The 19,422-nt window shown below is 47.9% G+C and carries 21 protein-coding genes; 11 read left to right on the top strand and 10 right to left on the bottom strand.

Annotated features, from left to right (window positions below; translation table 11 throughout):
- Positions 1 to 249: 249 nt before the first annotated feature.
- From B5F78_RS12170 to B5F78_RS12190, 5 genes are all read right to left on the bottom strand, one after another.
- Positions 250 to 852, bottom strand: a complete 603-nt coding sequence (locus B5F78_RS12170) for a tetratricopeptide repeat protein (protein WP_013617055.1) — start codon at positions 850 to 852, stop codon at positions 250 to 252.
- An 84-nt stretch (positions 853 to 936) separates the two neighbouring features.
- Entirely contained in the window at positions 937 to 2,391 is a 1,455-nt protein-coding gene (locus B5F78_RS12175; RefSeq protein ID WP_162608542.1) for a sodium:solute symporter, read from the bottom strand.
- A 2-nt stretch (positions 2,392 to 2,393) separates the two neighbouring features.
- Positions 2,394 to 2,735, bottom strand: coding sequence for a type II toxin-antitoxin system RelE/ParE family toxin (locus B5F78_RS12180; RefSeq protein ID WP_087397272.1), 342 nt, complete (start codon positions 2,733 to 2,735; stop codon positions 2,394 to 2,396).
- Entirely contained in the window at positions 2,725 to 2,967 is a 243-nt protein-coding gene (locus B5F78_RS12185; protein WP_022038978.1) for a hypothetical protein, read from the bottom strand. Before B5F78_RS12185 ends, B5F78_RS12180 begins: the two co-directional genes overlap by 11 nt.
- A gap of 85 nt (positions 2,968 to 3,052) precedes the next feature.
- Positions 3,053 to 5,134 (bottom strand): outer membrane beta-barrel family protein, encoded by a 2,082-nt coding sequence (locus tag B5F78_RS12190; protein ID WP_087406829.1) that lies wholly within the window; start codon positions 5,132 to 5,134, stop codon positions 3,053 to 3,055.
- 516 nt (positions 5,135 to 5,650) lie between these two features.
- Between B5F78_RS12190 and B5F78_RS12200 the strand changes: the two genes are divergently transcribed.
- From B5F78_RS12200 to B5F78_RS12220, 5 genes are all read left to right on the top strand, one after another.
- Positions 5,651 to 7,159 (top strand): sensor histidine kinase, encoded by a 1,509-nt coding sequence (locus B5F78_RS12200; RefSeq protein ID WP_087406831.1) that lies wholly within the window; start codon positions 5,651 to 5,653, stop codon positions 7,157 to 7,159.
- On the top strand, positions 7,149 to 7,859 hold the full coding sequence (locus B5F78_RS12205) for a response regulator transcription factor (protein WP_087406832.1): 711 nt from the start codon (positions 7,149 to 7,151) through the stop codon (positions 7,857 to 7,859). The genes B5F78_RS12200 and B5F78_RS12205 overlap by 11 nt, the downstream gene beginning before the upstream one ends.
- A 230-nt stretch (positions 7,860 to 8,089) precedes the next feature.
- On the top strand, positions 8,090 to 8,710 hold the full coding sequence (recR, locus tag B5F78_RS12210) for a recombination mediator RecR (RefSeq protein WP_013617063.1): 621 nt from the start codon (positions 8,090 to 8,092) through the stop codon (positions 8,708 to 8,710).
- 34 nt (positions 8,711 to 8,744) lie between these two features.
- Complete coding sequence (locus B5F78_RS12215) at positions 8,745 to 9,206, top strand: hypothetical protein (protein ID WP_022039251.1); 462 nt, start codon at positions 8,745 to 8,747, stop codon at positions 9,204 to 9,206.
- Positions 9,203 to 9,745: a GNAT family N-acetyltransferase gene (locus B5F78_RS12220; RefSeq protein ID WP_022039252.1), complete on the top strand. Its 543-nt coding sequence runs from the start codon at positions 9,203 to 9,205 to the stop codon at positions 9,743 to 9,745. Before B5F78_RS12215 ends, B5F78_RS12220 begins: the two co-directional genes overlap by 4 nt.
- 88 nt (positions 9,746 to 9,833) lie before the next feature.
- Here B5F78_RS12220 and B5F78_RS12225 read toward each other — a convergent pair whose 3' ends face one another.
- From B5F78_RS12225 to B5F78_RS12240, 4 genes are read right to left on the bottom strand one after another with little or no spacing between them, the layout of a single operon-like run.
- The gene (locus tag B5F78_RS12225; RefSeq protein WP_087406833.1) at positions 9,834 to 10,781 is read right to left on the bottom strand and encodes a phosphatase PAP2 family protein; all 948 of its coding nucleotides are present in this window, start codon (positions 10,779 to 10,781) and stop codon (positions 9,834 to 9,836) included.
- A 7-nt stretch (positions 10,782 to 10,788) separates the two neighbouring features.
- Positions 10,789 to 11,469 carry a CDP-alcohol phosphatidyltransferase family protein gene (locus tag B5F78_RS12230; protein WP_087208616.1) on the bottom strand — a complete coding sequence of 227 codons (681 nt, stop codon included), beginning with the start codon at positions 11,467 to 11,469 and terminating at the stop codon, positions 10,789 to 10,791.
- Complete coding sequence (locus B5F78_RS12235) at positions 11,447 to 11,965, bottom strand: GtrA family protein (RefSeq protein WP_430516448.1); 519 nt, start codon at positions 11,963 to 11,965, stop codon at positions 11,447 to 11,449. Before B5F78_RS12235 ends, B5F78_RS12230 begins: the two co-directional genes overlap by 23 nt.
- Positions 11,962 to 12,438 (bottom strand): phosphatidylglycerophosphatase A family protein, encoded by a 477-nt coding sequence (locus B5F78_RS12240; protein WP_022039256.1) that lies wholly within the window; start codon positions 12,436 to 12,438, stop codon positions 11,962 to 11,964. Before B5F78_RS12240 ends, B5F78_RS12235 begins: the two co-directional genes overlap by 4 nt.
- A 236-nt stretch (positions 12,439 to 12,674) precedes the next feature.
- On the opposite strand from B5F78_RS12240, the gene B5F78_RS12245 reads away from it, so the two are divergent.
- The 6 genes from B5F78_RS12245 to B5F78_RS12270 all read left to right on the top strand — a co-directional run bounded on the left by B5F78_RS12245 (position 12,675) and on the right by B5F78_RS12270 (position 19,231).
- Complete coding sequence (locus B5F78_RS12245; RefSeq protein WP_022039257.1) at positions 12,675 to 15,311, top strand: DUF5686 and carboxypeptidase-like regulatory domain-containing protein; 2,637 nt, start codon at positions 12,675 to 12,677, stop codon at positions 15,309 to 15,311.
- 96 nt (positions 15,312 to 15,407) lie between these two features.
- On the top strand, positions 15,408 to 16,670 hold the full coding sequence (locus B5F78_RS12250; RefSeq protein WP_087406835.1) for a sigma-54 interaction domain-containing protein: 1,263 nt from the start codon (positions 15,408 to 15,410) through the stop codon (positions 16,668 to 16,670).
- The gene (gene lptE, locus B5F78_RS12255) at positions 16,657 to 17,184 is read left to right on the top strand and encodes an LPS assembly lipoprotein LptE (RefSeq protein WP_022039259.1); all 528 of its coding nucleotides are present in this window, start codon (positions 16,657 to 16,659) and stop codon (positions 17,182 to 17,184) included. Before B5F78_RS12250 ends, lptE begins: the two co-directional genes overlap by 14 nt.
- Positions 17,185 to 17,186: 2 nt before the next feature.
- The gene (locus tag B5F78_RS12260; protein WP_022039260.1) at positions 17,187 to 17,921 is read left to right on the top strand and encodes a hypothetical protein; all 735 of its coding nucleotides are present in this window, start codon (positions 17,187 to 17,189) and stop codon (positions 17,919 to 17,921) included.
- A gap of 6 nt (positions 17,922 to 17,927) precedes the next feature.
- Positions 17,928 to 18,290 (top strand): preprotein translocase subunit SecG, encoded by a 363-nt coding sequence (secG, locus tag B5F78_RS12265; protein WP_087208620.1) that lies wholly within the window; start codon positions 17,928 to 17,930, stop codon positions 18,288 to 18,290.
- A 197-nt stretch (positions 18,291 to 18,487) separates the two neighbouring features.
- Positions 18,488 to 19,231: a NigD1/NigD2 family lipoprotein gene (locus tag B5F78_RS12270; protein ID WP_087406836.1), complete on the top strand. Its 744-nt coding sequence runs from the start codon at positions 18,488 to 18,490 to the stop codon at positions 19,229 to 19,231.
- Between the two features lie 10 nt (positions 19,232 to 19,241).
- Here the strand turns inward: B5F78_RS12270 and B5F78_RS17290 are convergent.
- Positions 19,242 to 19,422, bottom strand: a 181-nt coding sequence (locus B5F78_RS17290; protein WP_162608543.1) for a hypothetical protein, incomplete at its 5' end; no start/stop codon positions are given.

Consider the following 19,422-nt stretch of genomic DNA (forward strand, 5'->3'; position numbering starts at 1 on the left):
AATTTCTCCAAAAAGTTTTTCTTGGCTTGATGTATCCGTTTTCGTGTGTGCTTTGGGCGATTTTTTGGTCCTTTCCGCTCCTGTTCTTCGTCAGATAGCCCGCTATCTTTCTCATCACAAAAGCGAAAATGCCTCAAAAACTCATCCCAAATCATCGCACGATAAATTCAAAACAGCTTCTTAATATCAAAAATAGTAAATTATCAAATCGTAAATTGATTAATCTGTGTAATCTGTGGTGAAAAAGCGTCAACGCGCTGCCGTGGCATTGCTGAATGCACTGGTCACCTCATCGAAGAAAACCGGGTCGGGATTTGCCTGAAGCAACTGCATCATCAAATCATATACATCGGCATGGCTGTCCAATTTCATCGCCATCTGCAAATCGGCCAATGACTCTTCATACTTGCCGTTGTTCATATAAACTTCCGCACGTGCCTTGTAGTTTTCCACATCCGAAGGAGTCAGGCGGATAGCCTCATCCAAATCTTCTTCCGCTTCGGCGTATGCCTTGGCATTCATCAGCAGCATGCCTCGCGTATAATACGCAAACGCACGATACTCGGTATCCGCTTCGGGTATAAAGCGTAAGCTTTCGTTTACTGCATGGAAAGCCAACTTGGCATCTCCGCAAAAATTACAGACCAAAGCCATATAGCAATGGGCATAGCCATTCTCCGGATTGGCGTTCAGTTCGTTAGTCAGATAAGTATAAGCCTGTTCGATATTACCTTCGTTCAAAGCCTCTACCCCTTTTTGATAATCGGCCGTAACCGGACGCTCGAAACCTTTTGCAAAAAGGGAATTTACCGCCAGCAGCCCGCAAATTAATGTTATAATCAGTGTCTTCATGATACCATTAGGTTGTTTTTGATTGTTGGCTGCGAAATTACAAGCTTTTCTCCGAACAACAAATACCTTTTTTTATGTTCTGCATCAGCTTTTTAACACTTTCCTGCTCAATGACCACAAACCTAAGAAGGTCAGCAGCCCGTTGAACATCAACATTTCATAACCGAAAGCATATCCTGCCAGGTAAAAACACAGGCGGTCGGTGGCATAACACACCAGCGGAGAGAGCAACGCCACATAAGGAACAAACCGGTCGCGAGGCAACCTGCGGGTAAACATTCCGAAAGCAAACATGCCCAACAGCGGCCCGTACGTATAGGCTGCCAGTACATAAATCGTATCGATAATACTCTGACTGCCTACCGCCTTGAACACCAACATACAGCCGATAAAAACAACAGAAATACCTATATGTACACACCGGCGGATGCGTTGTGCCTTACCCTCCGAAAACTGTCCTACCTCCAGAATGTCAATACAGAAACTGGTGGTCAATGCCGCCAATGCCGAATCGGCACTGGAAAAAGCCGCAGCGATTATGCCGATGGTAAAGAGCACCAGCACCACCGGACCTAAATATCCCTCGGCGGCAAACATCGGAAGAATATCATCCCCCTTGGCTGGCAAGTCTACCCCCAACCGGGAAGAAGCCAGCAACAACAATATCCCCAACACCAGAAACAGGAAATTGACCGGCAAAAACGAGAAACCGTAACAATACATATTCTTCTGCGCCTCCTTCAGGTTGCGGCACGAAAGGTTCTTCTGCATCATATCCTGATCCAGCCCTGTCATAACGATGGTAATGAAAATGCCGCTGAAGAACTGCTTGAAAAAGTTTTGCTTCGAATGCCAGTCGTCGAGCACAAAGATACGGCTGTGCGCATTATCCGCCACAGCACCGGCAACCGATGGCCAGTCGCCACCGAGCATCGCCACTACCTTGTATATAATAAGGAGTAAAGCCGCCAGCAGGCAGAAGGTCTGCAGGCTATCGGTCCAGACAATGGTACGTATCCCGCTCTTATGCGTGTATAGCCAGATGAGGACTACCGTACCGATGGCAGTCAGCAAAAAAGGGACACCGTATGCGTCGAACACATAATGCTGCAAAATCAGACAGACCAAGTACAGACGCGCGGACGCTCCCAGCAATTTAGAGACCAGAAAAAAAGAAGCGCCCGTCTTATAAGAACAGACACCGAAACGTTCTTTCAAATAAGTATAAATGGAAATCAGGTTCAGCCGGTAATAAAGCGGAAGCAGCACATGGGCTATCAGCAGATAACCGACAAAAAAGCCCAGACAGGTCTGCATATACGTCATATCAATGCTCCGCACCATGCCGGGCACCGAAACAAACGTCACGCCCGAAAGCGAAGCCCCTATCATACCGAACGACACAATGTACCACGGCGACTGGCGGTTGCCCCGGAAAAAAGCATCGTTGTCGCTGCTGCGAACCGACGTGATATGCGCCACCAGCAAAAGGATGCCGAAATAAACCGCTATGGTAACAAGGATGAATATGCCGTTCATTGTCATTTCAATCTATTTAACCGAAGCAGCTCTTCGATTTCTTTCTTGCTGATAGAAGAACGCTCAGCCTTATCGTAAATGTAAAGCAAGTTGATTTCGCTCTCTTCCACCGCTACCACTACCGTAAAGGTAATAACCCGCGCGCCGCCGCTCTTGCCTTTCCCTTTCGAGGTGATAGCCATGCGAATCTTGCGCAATCCGCCGCCCAAGTCGGTACCGAGGTGCGGATTGGCTGAAATCTCAAGAAGCAGTTTCGCATAATCGTCAGCAATGGACGCATAACGTTTACCTAATCTTTTAATTTCCTTATCAAAAGATTTTGCCGTTTTTATCTTATAGTCCATTCCGAAGCTCCTCTAATAATTCTTCGGCAGGCCGTGTTCGTCCAGCCTTCATATCTTTCAGCCCCGCGTCAATCCCCGCGAGGATTTCTTCCTTGCTGATATACTCGGTTTCCTCTTCCTCCTTACGGGTGCCTTCCAGCAATTTGTCGGCAAGCCATATACGGTTCCGCTCGCTAAGCGAAAGCGACTGGATATATTGCCAAAGACTTTCCATCGATGCTGATACTCTCATAGCGTATTCCTCCTTATATGATTAAGTGACAAGGCAAAGATAGCAAAATATCTTCAAACTCCGCTGCAAACGCACGAAAAAGACACTATTTGAAACGGGATGTATCCACCGCTTCCCGATGCTTCTCCTGATAACCTCCGAATTTCCACGTAAACGATAAGCCTACAGAGCGGTAGCATGAATAATCGTTTGTCACCCACTGGCGGGCGATGCGGACATACGGGTCGATGCCCGCGGTCTCGAAAATGTCCTTGCACCAAGCCGAGAGGATGCAATTCTTATCAGCGAAAGCGTAACGCAACGCTACGTCCACATTCCCGCTGGCAGGCAAATCGTACGTGCCTTGATGAGCTTTGCTGCGCACGAAACCATTCAGCGTCAAGCGCAAGTCCGGACGGGTAGAAAGCGTAACAGTATTGTTCCACACCGCCATGCCGTAAGCGATGCGCCGGTCGAAAGGCATATCATAGAAGTCGGCGTCTTTCTCGCGCATCCATACGCCTATCAGCGTCAGGCGCGAATCGAGCCATTTCTTTATCTTAAAAGGAACGGAAGCCTGGATGCCCGCCTGCCGCTGGAAATTAAAGTTCAGGTAACGGTAGATTTCCACCAAACGTTCGGGCGACTGGTAAAGCGTCTGCGTGAAATAATCTTCCGTATGGCTGAACCATGCGGCAAAAGTATATTTCGACTTCAGCATATAAATCAGCGTCAGGTTATAGTCTTTCGAAGGCTTCAGCTGCGAATTGCCCTGCACCTCCGAGTAACCCCCGCCCAGATAAGACACCGCGTCCTGCACCGCCCAATAATCGGGATAACGCTTGTCGCTGCTGAAAGAAAGCTGCACAAGATGGCTGGCGGACGGTTTATACGTAGCCGTCAGGTTCGGATACCAGTCCCATTCGTTCCACACCGGAATCTGGTAATGCTCGGCTGCCAGCGAAAAGTCTACCGACAAGTCTTCGCCGAACGATTTGCTGAAGCCCGCATACACATTCAGCGTCCGTTCCCTCCGGCGCGAAAACATATCCGAAGGCAATTCTTCATTCCCCGAATACCGCTGGAACGAATTGTCCACACTCGTCGTATAAACCGCCCCGTAGTTCAGCCCCCAGCCGTGCTTCAGCTGATGCTCTTGCCCAAGATAAAACTTCCAGGCATTGATGCGCTGCGCGTCTTCGGTATAAAAGTCCATGTCCGTCTCCTCCATTTCGCTGGCGAGACGCTGGCTGCCTGGCGCATGATACCATGTAAACTCTACGCCTGCCTTCAGCCCGAACGGAACCTGATAATCCAACCGCCCATCGTGAAGCCATGATTCCTGATTGCCCAAGGTCGTTGCAGTCTGTGTGCCCGTAGTATATTGGTTATAATGGCTGGTATCGTAACTCCCATTATAGACAAAGCCCAGCGTATGATTTTCGGCAAACCGGTAATCGGCGCCGAGGCGGAACGTATGCGTATGGTCTCGTCCGCGTCCCGTCTGGTGATTTTCGATGAGGCAGGTTTCGTCCTCCGCCTCTTGCCAATGACGGGCTTCTTTGTCGGTCGTGTTATAACTCTTGCCGTGCGTGTGCGAGTAAAGGAAATCCGCCGAGAGTTTCCCTCCATTATATAAGAAGGAGGCACGCTCCTCGAACGAAGCTTTGTGCCGCTGGTCATACTTGGCGAACGCTTCGCCCTGCACCAAGCCGGGGTCGCCGATGCGGTGGCGCAGGCGGACGTTTATCAACGCACCCCTCACCTGATAACGCGCCGGAGCATTGTACATCACTTCCACCCGCTCGATACGGCTGGCAGGCATCGACTTGAGCAACGAATAAAGCTGCTCGGTGCTCATATTCGTCACTTTTCCGTCCAAGATGACGGTGACGCCCCGTGCCCCCAACGTCAGTCCGCCGTTCATTTCCACCACGCCCGGAAGCTCTTTCAAGGCATCATATACATTGTCTATCGGTTTCTGCGCAATCATGCGGGGCAGGTCGTATTCCAGCCTCCCCGGCAATGCCTTGACCACGGGGCGTTCGCCTTCCACCAGCACTTCGGGCAAAGCCTGAAACAGACTGTCCGCCTGCACGTCGCCCGTCAATAAACTATCTACCGCCTCTTGCGCCGGAAGCCCCGCTCCGAAAGCTGCCAGCCCGATAATCAAAATCATTCGTTTCATCGTATTTCCGTTTTTGTTTGATACGGCAAAATTCGGCATTTCCCGCGGAATCCGCCCTATCTCCCGCCTTACCGAGTGTTACCGGAAGTGTTATTTAGTCTTACCGTTTTCCGCAAGATCGGACGAAAAGACCTATCTTTGCCTTGCGAAAGCTTCCCCACGGTGTCGGCAAGGAATTGCAGACCTGCGAAAGCTTCCCCACGGTGTCGGCAAGGAATTGCAGGCCTGCGAAAGCTTCCCCACAGCGTCGGCAAGGAATCCCAAACCGGGAAAGCTTCCCCACGGCGTCGGCAAGGAATCCCAAGCCGGGAAAGCTTCCCCACGGCGTCGGCAAGGAATTGCAGAGAAAGAACAATATGAATATCCGCAAACAGCCCATGTAGGGGCGTATCGCATACGCCCGAATGCACACACTTATCTACGTGGATGTTTTCAAGGCGTATGCAATACGCCCCTACAGCTAATTGGGCAAAATGCGGATATTCAATAAAAACAAACCTAAAAAAGAACCGCCGCATGAAATTGCCCCTGAAATACATTGCCCTGTTAGTCATCCTCTCGCTGGCAGGCGTATTCGCTTACCAAGCCTATTGGCTGACCAGCCTTTACCGCACCCAGCGGAGCGAGATGGAAAAGGACATCCGCGAAGCCCTGCGCACGAGCGATTACAACGAAATGATTGCACGCGTCAGGCGGATGCAAAACGATTCGCTGGCACAAGCCGAAGTGACCGTCTCGACCGGATACGACGACGAACGGGCGTTCACGAAGACCCATACTATCCGCAGCGTCAAGTACGGCGACAGCACCCGCATCTCCATTTGGGAACACAGTGTAAAAGACACCGTCCCCACCCCGCAAGCTGCCCTGCAAGCCGACATCGCCTCTATCCTCTTCGAAAACAAAAACTCGGCTGACGAACTCGCCTCCAACTTCCAGCAAGGGCTGCACGCCGCCATGGACGTACTGAGCGATCCCGATTTCGCCGTCTTCGACAGCCTCTTAGAGACCGAACTTCGCCGCATCGGCATCCGCGCCCCTTACCGGCTGATGTACCTGCACCGGGGAAGCACCGTCGATTCGAGCTATACGTTCACCGACACGCTCAATGTCAAAACCACCGGAGGCTACCTCCCTTCGCCGAAAGCCATTATTTACGATTACAGTTACGACCGGCACGGCAATTGGCTCTACCAGCTCACCTTAGAGCCTATCGAAAGCATCGTGCTCACCCAAATGGCAGGCATCCTCACCGCCTCGGCGCTGATACTGGTTATCTTGGGGCTTGCGTTCGGCTTCCTCATCCGCACCCTCCTGCGCCAAAAGACGCTGGAAGAAATGAAAAGCGACTTCACCAACAACATCACCCACGAACTGAAAACCCCTATCGCCGTGGCATACGCTGCCAACGATGCCTTGCTCAATTTCGGGACCGGAACCGACCCTGCTAAACGGGAACGCTACCTACGCATCTGCCAGGAACAGCTCCGAAGGCTAAGCGGGCTGGTAGAGCAGATACTCGGCATGTCGATGGAACGCCGGAAGACCTTCCGCCTGCACGTAGAGGCCTTCCCGCCCGAAGAGGTCATCGCGCCCCTTATCGAACAGCACAAGCTGAAAGCGGACAAACCCGTCGGCATCACCCTCCGCATCGAGCCGGAAGGGCTGGCGGTATGCGCCGACCGCACCCATTTCGGCAACATCGTGAGCAACCTCATCGACAACGCCATTAAATATTCGCCCGGCGAGGCACGGGTCGAAATAAGATGCCGCACCGAAAACGGTTGGTTCATCCTCTCCGTCCGCGACCAAGGCATCGGCATCCCGCACGACAAGCAACGCCACGTGTTCGACAAATTCTACCGTGTGCCTACCGGAAACCTGCACGACGTAAAGGGCTACGGGCTCGGGCTGTATTACGTGAAGACCATGACCGAGAAACACGGCGGAACGGTGGAAGTGAAGAGCGAACCGGGACGAGGAAGCGAATTTACGATTAAATTAAGAATGAAGCATGAAAAATGAAGAATCACTTATCAACGTATTGTTAGTAGAAGACGAAGAGACCCTCGCCCTGATTATCAAAGACACCCTGGAAGGGCAAGGCTTCTTCATCCGCTTGGCAAAAGACGGGGAAGAAGGGCTCAGGCAGTTCTTCGAGGAAAAGCCCGACGTGCTGGTAGCGGACGTGATGATGCCCCGCATGGACGGATTCGAAATGGTGCGCCGCATCCGCCGGCAAGATAAGCAGACACCCGTGCTCTTCCTCACCGCCCGCTCTGCCACGAACGATGTGGTAGAGGGCTTCGAATTAGGCGGAAACGATTACTTGAAAAAGCCGTTCGGGATGCAGGAACTCATCGTGCGCATCAAAGCGCTCTTAGGACGGGCATCCCGTTATCCCGCCTCGGAAAACCAACCTTCCGCAACGGAATTCGAAATAGGCAGATACCACTTCAACGCCACGACCCAACGCCTTTCATACCTCGGAAGCGAAACCGAACTTTCCCATCGTGAAAGCGAAATCCTCCGCCGCCTCTGTGAAAACCGGAACGAAGTGACCCCGATGCAAGACATCCTGATAGACCTATGGGGCAATGACACCTTCTTCAACCAGCGCAGCCTGCACGTGTTCATCACCAAACTCCGCCACAAGCTCTCGCGCGACGAGCGCATCCGCATCGTAAATGTCCGAAGCATCGGGTACAAACTCATCATCAACTGAAAAAGCCCACAATCACACAGACAACCAATCGCCACCCGCGAAACTTCCAGCCGCTTGAGGAGTTTCAACAGGCTGAAACTGCAGTTTTCACCGGTTAAAACCATCGTTTCAGCCTGACAAAAGCCGCAAGGCAACAGGCTGCGTTTGAAAGTTTTCCTTGCCGCATCGCTTAAAGAAACCGGATTTTTCGTACATTTGCGCCCCAGAAACAGATAAGGAAATTAGAAACGATGAACCAACAATATCCGTCCGCATTACTCGAAAAAGCAGTAGACGAATTTGCCAAGTTGCCCGGCATCGGCCGAAAGACCGCCATGAGGCTGGTGCTCTACCTGCTTCGGCAAGACACGCAGGCAGTGGAATCGTTCGGCAATGCGCTCATCCGGCTGAAACATGAAGTGAAGTATTGCAAGGTGTGCCACAACATTTCGGACACGGACGTCTGCCAGATTTGCTCCAATCCCTCGCGCGATGCCTCGACCATCTGCGTGGTAGAAAACATCCGTGACGTAATGGCAATCGAAAACACCCAGCAATACCGCGGACTGTACCACGTGCTGGGCGGAGTCATCTCGCCGATGGACGGCATCGGTCCATCGGACCTGCAGATAGAAAGCCTGGTGGAACGCGTGAAGGCAGGCACCGTGTCGGAAGTCATCCTGGCGCTCAGCTCGACCATGGAGGGCGACACAACCAATTTTTACATCTTCCGCAAACTGGCACCCTACAACGTGAAACTGACCATCATCGCTCGGGGCATCTCCATCGGCGACGAGCTGGAATATACCGATGAGGTCACGCTGGGACGCTCCATCGCCAACCGGATTGTGTTCACGGGCACCACGATTTGAATTTACGATTTAACAATTTACGATTTTACGATTTATGGAAAAAGAACTGAAACGCCTGATACGGATATTGAAAGCCGAATATGCCCTGATGTGGGTGCTGACTGTGTTGCTCGCCGCGCTATATGAATGCGACATCTTGCCTCAAGGGCTTTTTGCAGGCGATGCCCAAATGGAATACATCATGCAGGTAACCAGCATCCTGCTCACGATATGCCTCATCCCCCTGTCGCTGCGCCTCTTCAACCTGTCACTTACACGGCACATCGCTGCCCTTCCTCTCAAGAATGCCCTAAAGAGTTACCGCCGGTGGAGCGAAATACGCATCGCCCTGCTCACAGTAGCCTCTCTTGCAAGTCTGTCTGCTTACTATTGGACGATGGACACCACCGGATTGCTCTGCACCGGTATGACCGTAATAGCCTCACTGTTTTGCGTTCCAGGCAAAGAACGCCTGCTGAGTGAATTAAACCTCTCTGATACCTCTCTGTCCGAATGAACCCGTCCTTGCATTCCAGTAAAATCAGCCTACGCGCTCCAGAGCCTGAGGATATTGATGAAATGATGTTTTTCGAAAACGATGCCTCGTTTTGGGAAAACGGCCCTGCCACAGGTCCCTATTCGCGTTACCAGTTGAAAAAATACATCGCCGAAAACCAAAACGACCTGTTCGCCGACGGTCAACTCCGCCTCATGATTGAACATGCATCAGGAGAAGTGGCAGGCATTATAGATGTGTTCGCCTTTGACGCGCGTCACCGGCGCGCCGAGACAGGCATTGTTGTAAAACCTGCTTACCGCCGCCAAGGCATTGCCTTTGAGGCACTCTGCTTACTGGAACAACATTGTTTCGGGCTGTTGGGCATTCACCAGCTGTATGCCTACATCCGGAGTGACAATACAGCCAGTTTCCGCCTGTTCAAAAAGCTGGGCTACAGCCTCACCGGTACCCTGAAAGACTGGGTTCATACCGGGGAAGGCTATCGGGATGTATATTTGATGCAAAAATTGGCGACACAATCAGTCCAGTCATTCTAGAAGCTGTTTTGAATTTCTCCAAAAGTTTTTCTTGGCTTGATGTATCCGTTTTCGTGTGTGCTTTGGGCGATAAATTCAAAATAGCTTCTTAAGAAATATATCCCACGTATTTCCCGACAAACCTCCGGAAGGCTGGTATACGCATCAAACCCTGCTCAAAAAGAAGAATCCCTAAAAGTGCACACAAGATACCTAACATCACATCTATCAGATAATGATGTCCGGAATAGACAGCCGTAAACCATATTCCGCACATGATAACGGTAAACGTCAACCGAAGCCAACAGGCACAACGCGCCCTGAAAGCATAAAACAGGGTAACTACCATATAGGCGGAATGCAAAGAAGGTACCGCAGCAAAGACATTGGCATTACGGCCGTACAACCCATGAAAGACCGTAAGTCCCGTCATCTCATCAAAGCGTCCCAACCCAGCCACATCGCCCGGTGTGTTGAGAACCGGTTCGAAACCATAATGCATGACATACCAGGGTGGAGCTGCAGGATGAATATAATAACCGACAAAACCCAACAGATTGACAAAGAGGAATACCAGTGCAAAATGAAGATAGACCCGGCGCTGGCGCGTAAAATAAAGTCCCAGCCCGAACAAGACCGGCACCGGCACCCAGCACAAATAAAACACTCCTGCCATAAAATCCATAACCGCACAATGGTGAACCGCAAAAAATTCATTAGGTGTCAGTATCCCTTGTGCAGTAGCAATGCCGAAGAGATGCTTCTCGGCTTCGTACAATCCTTTCACATCAATCGGATTAACCTCATAGTTAGGCACGATACGCATCCAGTCATACGATATGGCAAAAACGACAAACGGCAATAAGGCAATTGCCAGCTTACGTGTAAAAGAACCGGAAAAAAACAAAATTACCAGCAAAAGTGTCATTAACCAATGTTCGGGACGTATCCCTACAAACACAGCAGTAACACCCATCCACACCGCAAGTGCCGCCACAAGCGTAATGATTTCCCTGACAGAAGGGAAACCTGCCTTCAATTGTCTCTTAAAATCCATATCAAAATCACTTTATCAGCTGACGACGGCTGTATTCGATACGTGCCAATGCCGTGATATTGGCAAAAACTGCAATAAATGCCATCGGTATAATCAGAATCAGCATGGCATCAAACGAAAGCCCGCGGGCACAAGTCGCCGTGATACCACATACCAGCAAAGCTACACTGGTCAGCACGACACGTTCGGGACGTTGCATAAACCCGATTTTACATTCCAGCCCCAATCCTTCGGCACGGGCACGCACGTAACTTACCATCAGCGAACCGATTAAAGCGGCAAAAGTTATAACGGCACCTGCCAGATAGCCATGCCCGATAAGACAAAAACAAATACCTCCCAATGTCACCAGTTCACTATACCGGTCAAGTACCGAATCGTACATGGCTCCGAAAGTAGATGCCATCTTCCCGATGCGTGCCACCTGCCCGTCCATCATGTCAAACAAAGAAGATACCAATATCACTCCACCTGCCCAGGCAATAAGCCGATAGGGCGTTTCGTCCGGATGAGCCCCTGCATAAATCAAAATACAGGCTCCTGCAAGGTTTCCCAGGAAACCGATAGTTGTCACCATATTAGGCGTAATACCTATCTTTATCATTCCATGAACCAGCGGGTCTATCACTTTATAAATAAACTGCTGCAATGCGTCCCGCATCTTTTTAGCTTGTTTTTTTATTTCCATGTCGGTGTTTGATTTGTTTTATTCTGTTTTTCAATCGATTATTTATTTGAGCATCTTTAAATACGAACATACGGTGCAGATTGTAATTCCAACACACAGCTACCGTTACCGAAGTAATAACCTTCGAAAGAATAAAAGCGGTAGAGTCTGTCAGATGCAGACGACTTTGTTGCATCGTCAGAAATTCGGTCAGCAGGTATGTGCCCCACAAATTAAGCCCAATACTTCCCAACCAGACCAGAAGATATTTAAACAACACATACATCGGACCGCAATCTTCAGTATGGAAAGTCCATTTATAATTAATGGCGCAATTCACCAATCCTCCGCTGACCGAGCCTGTCAAGGTAGCATAAACATAATAGATGCCGAATCCCTGATTCAGTACAATACTGACCAGAAAATCGACAACAGTCGCTACCTGTGCCGAAAGCTGGGCACGGATAAACATAAACAAACCTTTCCTCTGAGTGAAACCTATAAGCCAGTCCTTCACGTCACAATCCATCTATAAAAATAAATAACTATCAGCCCATAAATGCCCGACAATATATCATCTGCCATAATACCATATCCTCCCCGGAAACGCTCCATCTTCCGGATGCCTAACGGCTTGAGGATATCAAAAAAGCGGAATAACAGAAACGCCGCAACCATGTATCCCCAATGCCCATGAGCAGGCACAGCCAAGAGAGCGATCCAGGTTCCCACCATCTCATCAATGACTACCCGTGACGGGTCGGCTCCCCAATATTTCTCGGATACGCCAGCCGACCATACACCTAATACAGTAAAGACAACGACCAACGATGCTGTTATAACCTGTATAAATACATAATCGAGCAAAGACGCATATCCCCACCATACCAACATTGCCAAAAGGGCACCTGCCGTACCTGGAGCCACCGGACTGTATCCGCTACCGAATCCACTTGCTATCAACTGATGAAAAAAAGGTATCTTCTGCATACTCTTGTTTATTAACCGACAAGCTGTCACCTTGAAGTCTCTTCTGTAAGAGCCTACAAAAGTACGGTTTTTCTTTGAAATGTCTTTCCTTAAAATCTAAATTAATAATGGTTAATACTACATAAAAGTCGGTTTATTTATCAGTTTTCAACGTTCTTCATTTGTCAGAAACAAGAAAGTGGTGTAATTTCGCCTTCGTTTTCAAATTTAATAAAAAGCGTAGTAAGATTATTGATATGGTGAAACGATTACTCCTTATATTTATAGGTTGGTTCTGTATGATGGAGATTGCAGCCCAGATTCATGGGGTGGTTGTCGACGCAAATACAGGCGAACCTATTCCTTATTTAAATATATATTACGACGGGAAAGGAGTGGGAACTGTAACAAATAATGATGGCGAATATTCGATTGCATACCATGCAGGATGGACTAAACTGACTTTTTCCATGGTAGGATACGAAACACAAGAAATCATCGTATCAGCAAAAACAAGCGAACTGAACGTCAGCATGAAAGAAATAGACCAGATGCTTGACGAAATCATCATACGGCCTAAAAAAGAAAAATACTCCCGCAAGAACAATCCTGCCGTAGAAATGATAAAGAAAGTCATTGCTTCGAAGCGGAGAACAGACTTGAAGCAGAAGGATTTCTACCAATATTATAAATACCAGAAAATCATGTTTGCCAAAAACAACATCACGGCAGACACTTTACGCGAATCCTGGCTATTCAAGCAATATCCTTTCTTCCGCGACCAGGTAGAGGTATGCGACGTAACAGGCAAGAACATCCTTCCCCTTTCGGTCGACGAAACCGTCTATGAAAACGTATACCGTAAAGAACCGCATTCGGAAAAGACCTATGTGCGTGGCATCAACTCTACGGGGGTGAACGAGCTGTTCAGTACCGGCGAAATGCTTACAACTGTCCTGAAAGACGTCTTTCAGGATATTGACATCTACCAAGACCGTTTCCGTTTTCTTCAATATCCGTTCGACAGCCCGATATCGGAAGCAGGTATCCGGTTTTACAAGTTCTATATCATGGATACCATTTATGTGGAGCGCGACAAGTGTTTCCGCCTCTCGTTCGTGCCCAACAACTCACAAGACTTCGGATTTACAGGAAGCCTGTATATCCTTGCCGACTCTACCTATCGTGTCAAACAATGCCAGTTGAACCTGCCAAAGAAAACCGATATCAACTTTGTCGACCACATGGTGATTGACCAGAAGTTCGGCGAACTGCCCACAGGAGAATGGACCTTGCTGGAAGATGATATGCTGTGCGAAATGTCTTACCTGAAAAAAGTACTGGGAAGCTTTCTAGTAAGACGGACCACCCGGTATTTCGACTTCAACTTTGACCCTTTACCCAACAGACTTTTCAAACAAAAAGGAAAAGAAATAAAGGATGTAAATGCCATGATGCGCGACAACGAATTCTGGAGCAAGTACAGGCAAGAAGACTTGACCCAATCGGAACAACGTATGGGCAGTTTTGTGGACGACCTGACCAAAATAAAAGGTTTCAAATACTTCATGTTTTTCTTAAAAGCACTTATCGAGAATTTTGTGGAAACCAGTACCCCCGACAGCAAGGTAGATATAGGTCCTATCAATACCATGATTACCTCTAACTACATTGACGGGTTACGCCTGCGTGCATCGGCACAAACTACAGCCAACTTGAATCCACACCTTTTCCTGAAAGGATATTATGCTTACGGATTCAAAGACAAGCGGTCGAAGTATATGGGTGAAGTGGAATATTCGTTCGACAAGAAAGAATACCTTCCGCGCGAATTTCCGAAACATTCGATGACGTTCACCTACCAGTATGACAACATGCTGCCTTCCGACAAATTTATCCATACCGACAAAGACAACGTGTTTACATCGCTGAAAGTATGTACGGTAGACCAATACAATTACGAACGGAAAGCCACCATTAAATACGAACGCGAACGCGAATTCGGCTTCAAGACTACCGCCTTTGTACGCTATGCCAATTATGAGCCATGCGGAAAATTGTTCTACCGCACCATGGCTGGCGAATCGCAACTGCAATCTGCCATTGCAAACGGCAGGCTATCGGGTACGGAATGGGTACATTCACCATTCAACACACACGATATTACCGTTGCCGAAGCTTCGATAGCTTTCCGCTATGCACCGGGAGAAACATTTGTCAATACCAAACAACGCCGCCTGCCGGTAAATCTGGATGCACCGGTATTCTCCATTCAGCATACCCTTTCCGTGAAAGGTATACTGGGAAGTGACTATACATACAATATGACCGATTTCAGTGCCTACAAACGCTTTTGGCTCAACTCTTGGGGAAATATTGATGTATACCTGAAAGGCGGCATCCAGTGGAACAAGGTACCTTTCCCCCTCTTGATTATGCCGGCAGCCAACTTGTCGTACATCATTCAAGAAGAAACATTCAACCTTATCAATAACATGGAGTTTCTGAACGACCGCTATGCCTCGCTTGATGTATCGTGGAACATGCAAGGCAAGCTGTTCAACCGCATTCCTCTGCTCAAAAAGCTGAAATGGCGTGAATTTATCGGCGTGAAATGCCTTTGGGGAAAACTGACCGACAAAAACAATCCATTTCTGGAACAAAACCGCAACGATAACGTCTTAATGATGTTTCCAGGACATTACAATGCAGCCGGAGGATACGATTACTCCAGTTATGTGATGGATCCACATAAGCCGTATGTAGAAATCACAGCAGGCATACACAATATCTTCAAGTTACTGCATATAGAATATGTACGCCGGCTGAATTATAATAACCTGCCTACCGCCAATAAATGGGGCATCCGTTTCATGATTCGTACCGTATTCTAAAAAGGTGACCAGGCTCTTAACACCAAATAAAAAGCTGCCAAAATTGCTGGATATAACAAGATTTTTGTAATTTTGTCATATAAAGAAGTCACCCATATGAATAAGACAGAAATCCAAAGCGTAAAACTCAGGTTCGGCATCATCGGAAATACCGAGGGGCTGAACCGTGCCATTGATATAGCTATACAAGTAGCTCCTACCGACCTGTCGGTATTAGTAACCGGTGAAAGCGGTGTAGGTAAGGAAAGTTTTCCTCAAATCATCCATCAGTTCAGCCGTCGTAAACACGGCCCTTACATAGCCGTCAATTGTGGCGCCATCCCCGAAGGAACAATCGATTCCGAATTGTTCGGACACGAAAAAGGAGCCTTTACAGGTGCTATCAGCGACCGTAACGGCTACTTTGCCGAAGCAAACGGAGGAACAATTTTTCTTGATGAAGTAGGCGAACTCCCCTTATCGACACAGGCACGCCTTCTCCGGGTACTCGAATCAGGCGAGTACATCAAGGTAGGTTCATCAAAAGTACAAAAAACAGATGTACGCATTGTAGCAGCGACCAATGTCAATTTCACCGATGCCATTGCCGAAGGAAGATTCCGTGAAGACCTTTACTATCGCCTGAACACAGTGCCTATCAAAGTCCCGCCTTTACGGGAACGTACAGAAGATATTGTCTTGTTGTTCCGGAAATTTTCCTCAGACTTTGGCGAAAAATACCATATGCCCGCCATCCAACTTACGGAAGAAGCCAAGCAGCTTTTGGTTCACTATCCGTGGCCAGGCAATATCCGCCAGCTGAAGAACATCACCGAACAGATATCCATCCTGGAAACCAATCGGGATATCACTCCCGCCATATTGCAGAGCTACCTGCCTCCACAGCCAGAGTCACGCCTGCCTGCCTTATTAGGCATCCATGCATCTGAGAAAAAAGGATTCGAAAGCGAACGCGAAATCCTGTATCAGGTCTTGTTTGACATGCGCCGGGATGTAACCGAACTGAAAAAACTAGTTCATGACATTATGGCCGAACACCCCAGCTCTACCGTGTCACAACCCACTGAGGTGCCGGTACACTATCTGCAAAATACAGTAAATGTCATACCCGAATCGCCTGTGGTAGTCAAACCTGTATCTGCAACAGAGCACCCTATCAACGTCACCCCCGTAGAGCCTTCAGAGGTACAAGATACCGAAGAATATGTAGAAGAAAACCTGGCATTGGAAGACGTGGAAAAAGAAATGATCCGCAAAGCTTTGGAACGACATCATGGCAGACGCAAAAACGCTGCTGCCGACTTGAAAATATCAGAACGTACACTTTACCGAAAAATCAAAGAATATGGACTTGAATAAAAAACGCAGTAAACTTATAGGCATGTGTGCAGTCTTTGCCTGCATACTGACAGCTTGCTCCATCTCGTATAAGTTTAATGGAGCATCTATCAACTACGACAAAGTAAAAACCATTTCATTCGAAAACTTTCCCAACCGTTCGGCAGCCTTTGTCTGGGGTCCGATGGAATCGATGTTCAACACGGCTTTGCAAGACATCTATATGCGGCAAACCCGTTTAAAACAGGCACGTCAGGGAGGCGACCTGGAACTTTCGGGCGAAATAACCAATTACGACGCATATAATAAAGGTGTAGGTTCCGACGGTTATTCTACAATGGCAGAATTGCGCATGACCGTCAATGTGCGTTTTGTCAACAATACCAATCATGCCGAAGACTTTGAACAACAGTTCTCGGCAAGCCGTGAATACGATGCCAGCCAGCAGCTTTCTTCTGTGCAAGAAGGACTGGTGAGTGAAATGATTGATGAGATTGTAGACCAAATATTTAATGCTACTGTGGCTAACTGGTAAAAATGATACAAGAAAACCTACAACAGTGGATTTTACATCCCGAATCGTTATCGGAAGAAAGTCTGGAGCAACTACGCGAACTTTTGTCGCGCTATCCTTACTTTCAGACGGCACGTTTACTTTACCTCAAGAACCTGTATCTGCTACAAAGCCCCGACTTTAAAGCCGAGTTACAGAAAAGCGCACTCTACATTGCCGACCTGAGTGTACTTTTCTATTTCATCGAAGGTGAACGCCTTTCCATCAAACAGCATACGAACGACAAGAAAACACCAGCAAATGCTTCTGATACAGACCGCACCCTCGACCTCATCGACCGTTTCTTATCTGGCACACCCGAATCCTTGGGAAATGACCTGCCCCTTCCTGCAGAAGCCAACATGGACTATGCAACCATACTGCTGAAGGAAGGAACAAAGCCTGAAAAAGTCACTCCAATGAAGGGCCAGGAACTGATAGACCGTTTTATCGAAAATACACAGTCGCACGAAACGCCCGCCGCTCCATCCCTACAGGAAGAAAACGAACCGGATGATGAAGAAGCACAGACAGAAACCGAAAACGATGAAAACTATTTTACCGAAACTTTGGCTAAAATATACGTCAAACAGCACCGTTATGAGAAAGCTCTTGAAATTATCAAGAAATTAAATTTGAAATATCCAAAAAAAAATGCTTACTTTGCAGACCAAATGAGATTTTTGGAAAAATTGATTATTAACGCTAAATCAAAATAAAAGAAAATGTACTTATTATTAGTTGGATTAATCGTACTGGCATCTGTATTAATGTGCTTTGTGGTATTGATACAGAATTCAAAAGGAGGAGGATTGGCTTCCAGCTTTGCTTCTTCCAATCAGATTATGGGTGTAAGAAAAACAACCGATTTCATTGAAAAACTGACATGGGGACTGGCTGTTTTCATGGTAGTTTTAAGTGTTGCAGCTGCTTATGTATTGCCAAGTGCCACTCAAGGTTCGTCTGTAATCATGGATCAGGCTGTCCAGGAACAGAAAACAAATCCGTTAAATGCCCCCGAAGGCTTTGCTGCACCCCAGACCGAACAGGCTACCACACCGGCAGCAACAGACTCAACAGCCCAATAACCTACCCCTCATATTCTTAAAAAACGAGACGCAGATATACATACACAGCAAGGCTTGTCGAGAATTTCCCAAACCGCTGTCCCAATGTATATCTGCATCTTTTTATTCCCCCCCGATATTTCCTTAATTTATGCTAAATGCATGCAGTATTCAAACTCTTTCCGACTTTACTTATTGAATAGTAAAACCACACAAATATGAAAAGATTATTGAAATACGCAATGGGTCTCTGTGCACTGACAATAGGCATGCTTCAAACCTCATGCGATGACGGAGACGGATATTCTATCGGTGATATTGCCTACGACTGGGTGACCATACATGTAGAGAGTGATGGAATCTATACTTTTACAGGCGACACATGGGGAACCATGTATCCCGCTGCTTCGGGAATATGGGGGTATCAGATAACAGAAGGTACACGCGGACTGTTGGTCTTCAACCCGTTATATGACAATTATTACGGATACGATGTGGGAATCAAGCCAGAACAGCTACGCACTTTCCTGACCAAAACGGTAGAAGACCTGACTAATGAAAACGAGAACGAATATGCCAACGACCCAGCCTATGTACGTGAAGCATGGATAGCAGGAGGATACATGAACATGCTGTTCGATATGAAAATGCCACTGGAGAAAAAGCACCGGGTCAGCCTGATAAGACATGCAGATGAACAAGAGATAGGAGAAGACGGATATATCCATCTGGAATACCGCTACAACACATATGGAGACACGACAGACGTGTTCAATCTCGGAACGGAAGTGGTATGCTATAATCTCAACACACTCCCGATTGACCGTGCCAAAGGCATCAAGATGGAGGTCAACCATGCCGTTTACGGAAAACAAACACTCGTATTCGAAAACATGAATGAACCGACACCCGAACAGGCAAAATCCGTCCAGGCACCTTCATCAGAACAAGATATTTACTAAGGAACTGTTTTTATACCATGCGCGGTATGAAATTGTGCATTTTCTCACCACAGAGGATACAGAGGTACACAGATTCTATTTTAGAAGCTGTTTTGAATTTCTCCAAAAAGTTTTTCTTGGCTTGATGTATCCGTTTTCGTGCGTGCTTTGGGCGATTTTTTGGTCCTTTCCGCTCCTGTTCTTCGTCAGAT

Origin of the sequence: Bacteroides sp. An279, from assembly GCF_002159615.1 — a bacterium.
In the GTDB taxonomy this organism is placed as follows: Bacteria; Bacteroidota; Bacteroidia; order Bacteroidales; family Bacteroidaceae; genus Phocaeicola; species Phocaeicola intestinalis.

Excerpts from the sequence above, each read along its gene's own strand:
- B5F78_RS12170 (WP_013617055.1), bottom strand. The coding sequence starts at position 852 with ATGAAGACACTGATTATAACATTAATTTGCGGGCTGCTGGCGGTAAAT.
- B5F78_RS12175 (WP_162608542.1), bottom strand. The coding sequence starts at position 2,391 with ATGAACGGCATATTCATCCTTGTTACCATAGCGGTTTATTTCGGCATC.
- B5F78_RS12180 (WP_087397272.1), bottom strand. The coding sequence starts at position 2,735 with ATGGACTATAAGATAAAAACGGCAAAATCTTTTGATAAGGAAATTAAA.
- B5F78_RS12185 (WP_022038978.1), bottom strand. The coding sequence starts at position 2,967 with ATGAGAGTATCAGCATCGATGGAAAGTCTTTGGCAATATATCCAGTCG.
- B5F78_RS12190 (WP_087406829.1), bottom strand. The coding sequence starts at position 5,134 with ATGAAACGAATGATTTTGATTATCGGGCTGGCAGCTTTCGGAGCGGGG.
- B5F78_RS12200 (WP_087406831.1), top strand. The coding sequence starts at position 5,651 with ATGAAATTGCCCCTGAAATACATTGCCCTGTTAGTCATCCTCTCGCTG.
- B5F78_RS12205 (WP_087406832.1), top strand. The coding sequence starts at position 7,149 with ATGAAAAATGAAGAATCACTTATCAACGTATTGTTAGTAGAAGACGAA.
- recR (WP_013617063.1), top strand. The coding sequence starts at position 8,090 with ATGAACCAACAATATCCGTCCGCATTACTCGAAAAAGCAGTAGACGAA.
- B5F78_RS12215 (WP_022039251.1), top strand. The coding sequence starts at position 8,745 with ATGGAAAAAGAACTGAAACGCCTGATACGGATATTGAAAGCCGAATAT.
- B5F78_RS12220 (WP_022039252.1), top strand. The coding sequence starts at position 9,203 with ATGAACCCGTCCTTGCATTCCAGTAAAATCAGCCTACGCGCTCCAGAG.
- B5F78_RS12225 (WP_087406833.1), bottom strand. The coding sequence starts at position 10,781 with ATGGATTTTAAGAGACAATTGAAGGCAGGTTTCCCTTCTGTCAGGGAA.
- B5F78_RS12230 (WP_087208616.1), bottom strand. The coding sequence starts at position 11,469 with ATGGAAATAAAAAAACAAGCTAAAAAGATGCGGGACGCATTGCAGCAG.
- B5F78_RS12240 (WP_022039256.1), bottom strand. The coding sequence starts at position 12,438 with ATGCAGAAGATACCTTTTTTTCATCAGTTGATAGCAAGTGGATTCGGT.
- B5F78_RS12245 (WP_022039257.1), top strand. The coding sequence starts at position 12,675 with ATGGTGAAACGATTACTCCTTATATTTATAGGTTGGTTCTGTATGATG.
- B5F78_RS12250 (WP_087406835.1), top strand. The coding sequence starts at position 15,408 with ATGAATAAGACAGAAATCCAAAGCGTAAAACTCAGGTTCGGCATCATC.
- lptE (WP_022039259.1), top strand. The coding sequence starts at position 16,657 with ATGGACTTGAATAAAAAACGCAGTAAACTTATAGGCATGTGTGCAGTC.
- B5F78_RS12260 (WP_022039260.1), top strand. The coding sequence starts at position 17,187 with ATGATACAAGAAAACCTACAACAGTGGATTTTACATCCCGAATCGTTA.
- secG (WP_087208620.1), top strand. The coding sequence starts at position 17,928 with ATGTACTTATTATTAGTTGGATTAATCGTACTGGCATCTGTATTAATG.
- B5F78_RS12270 (WP_087406836.1), top strand. The coding sequence starts at position 18,488 with ATGAAAAGATTATTGAAATACGCAATGGGTCTCTGTGCACTGACAATA.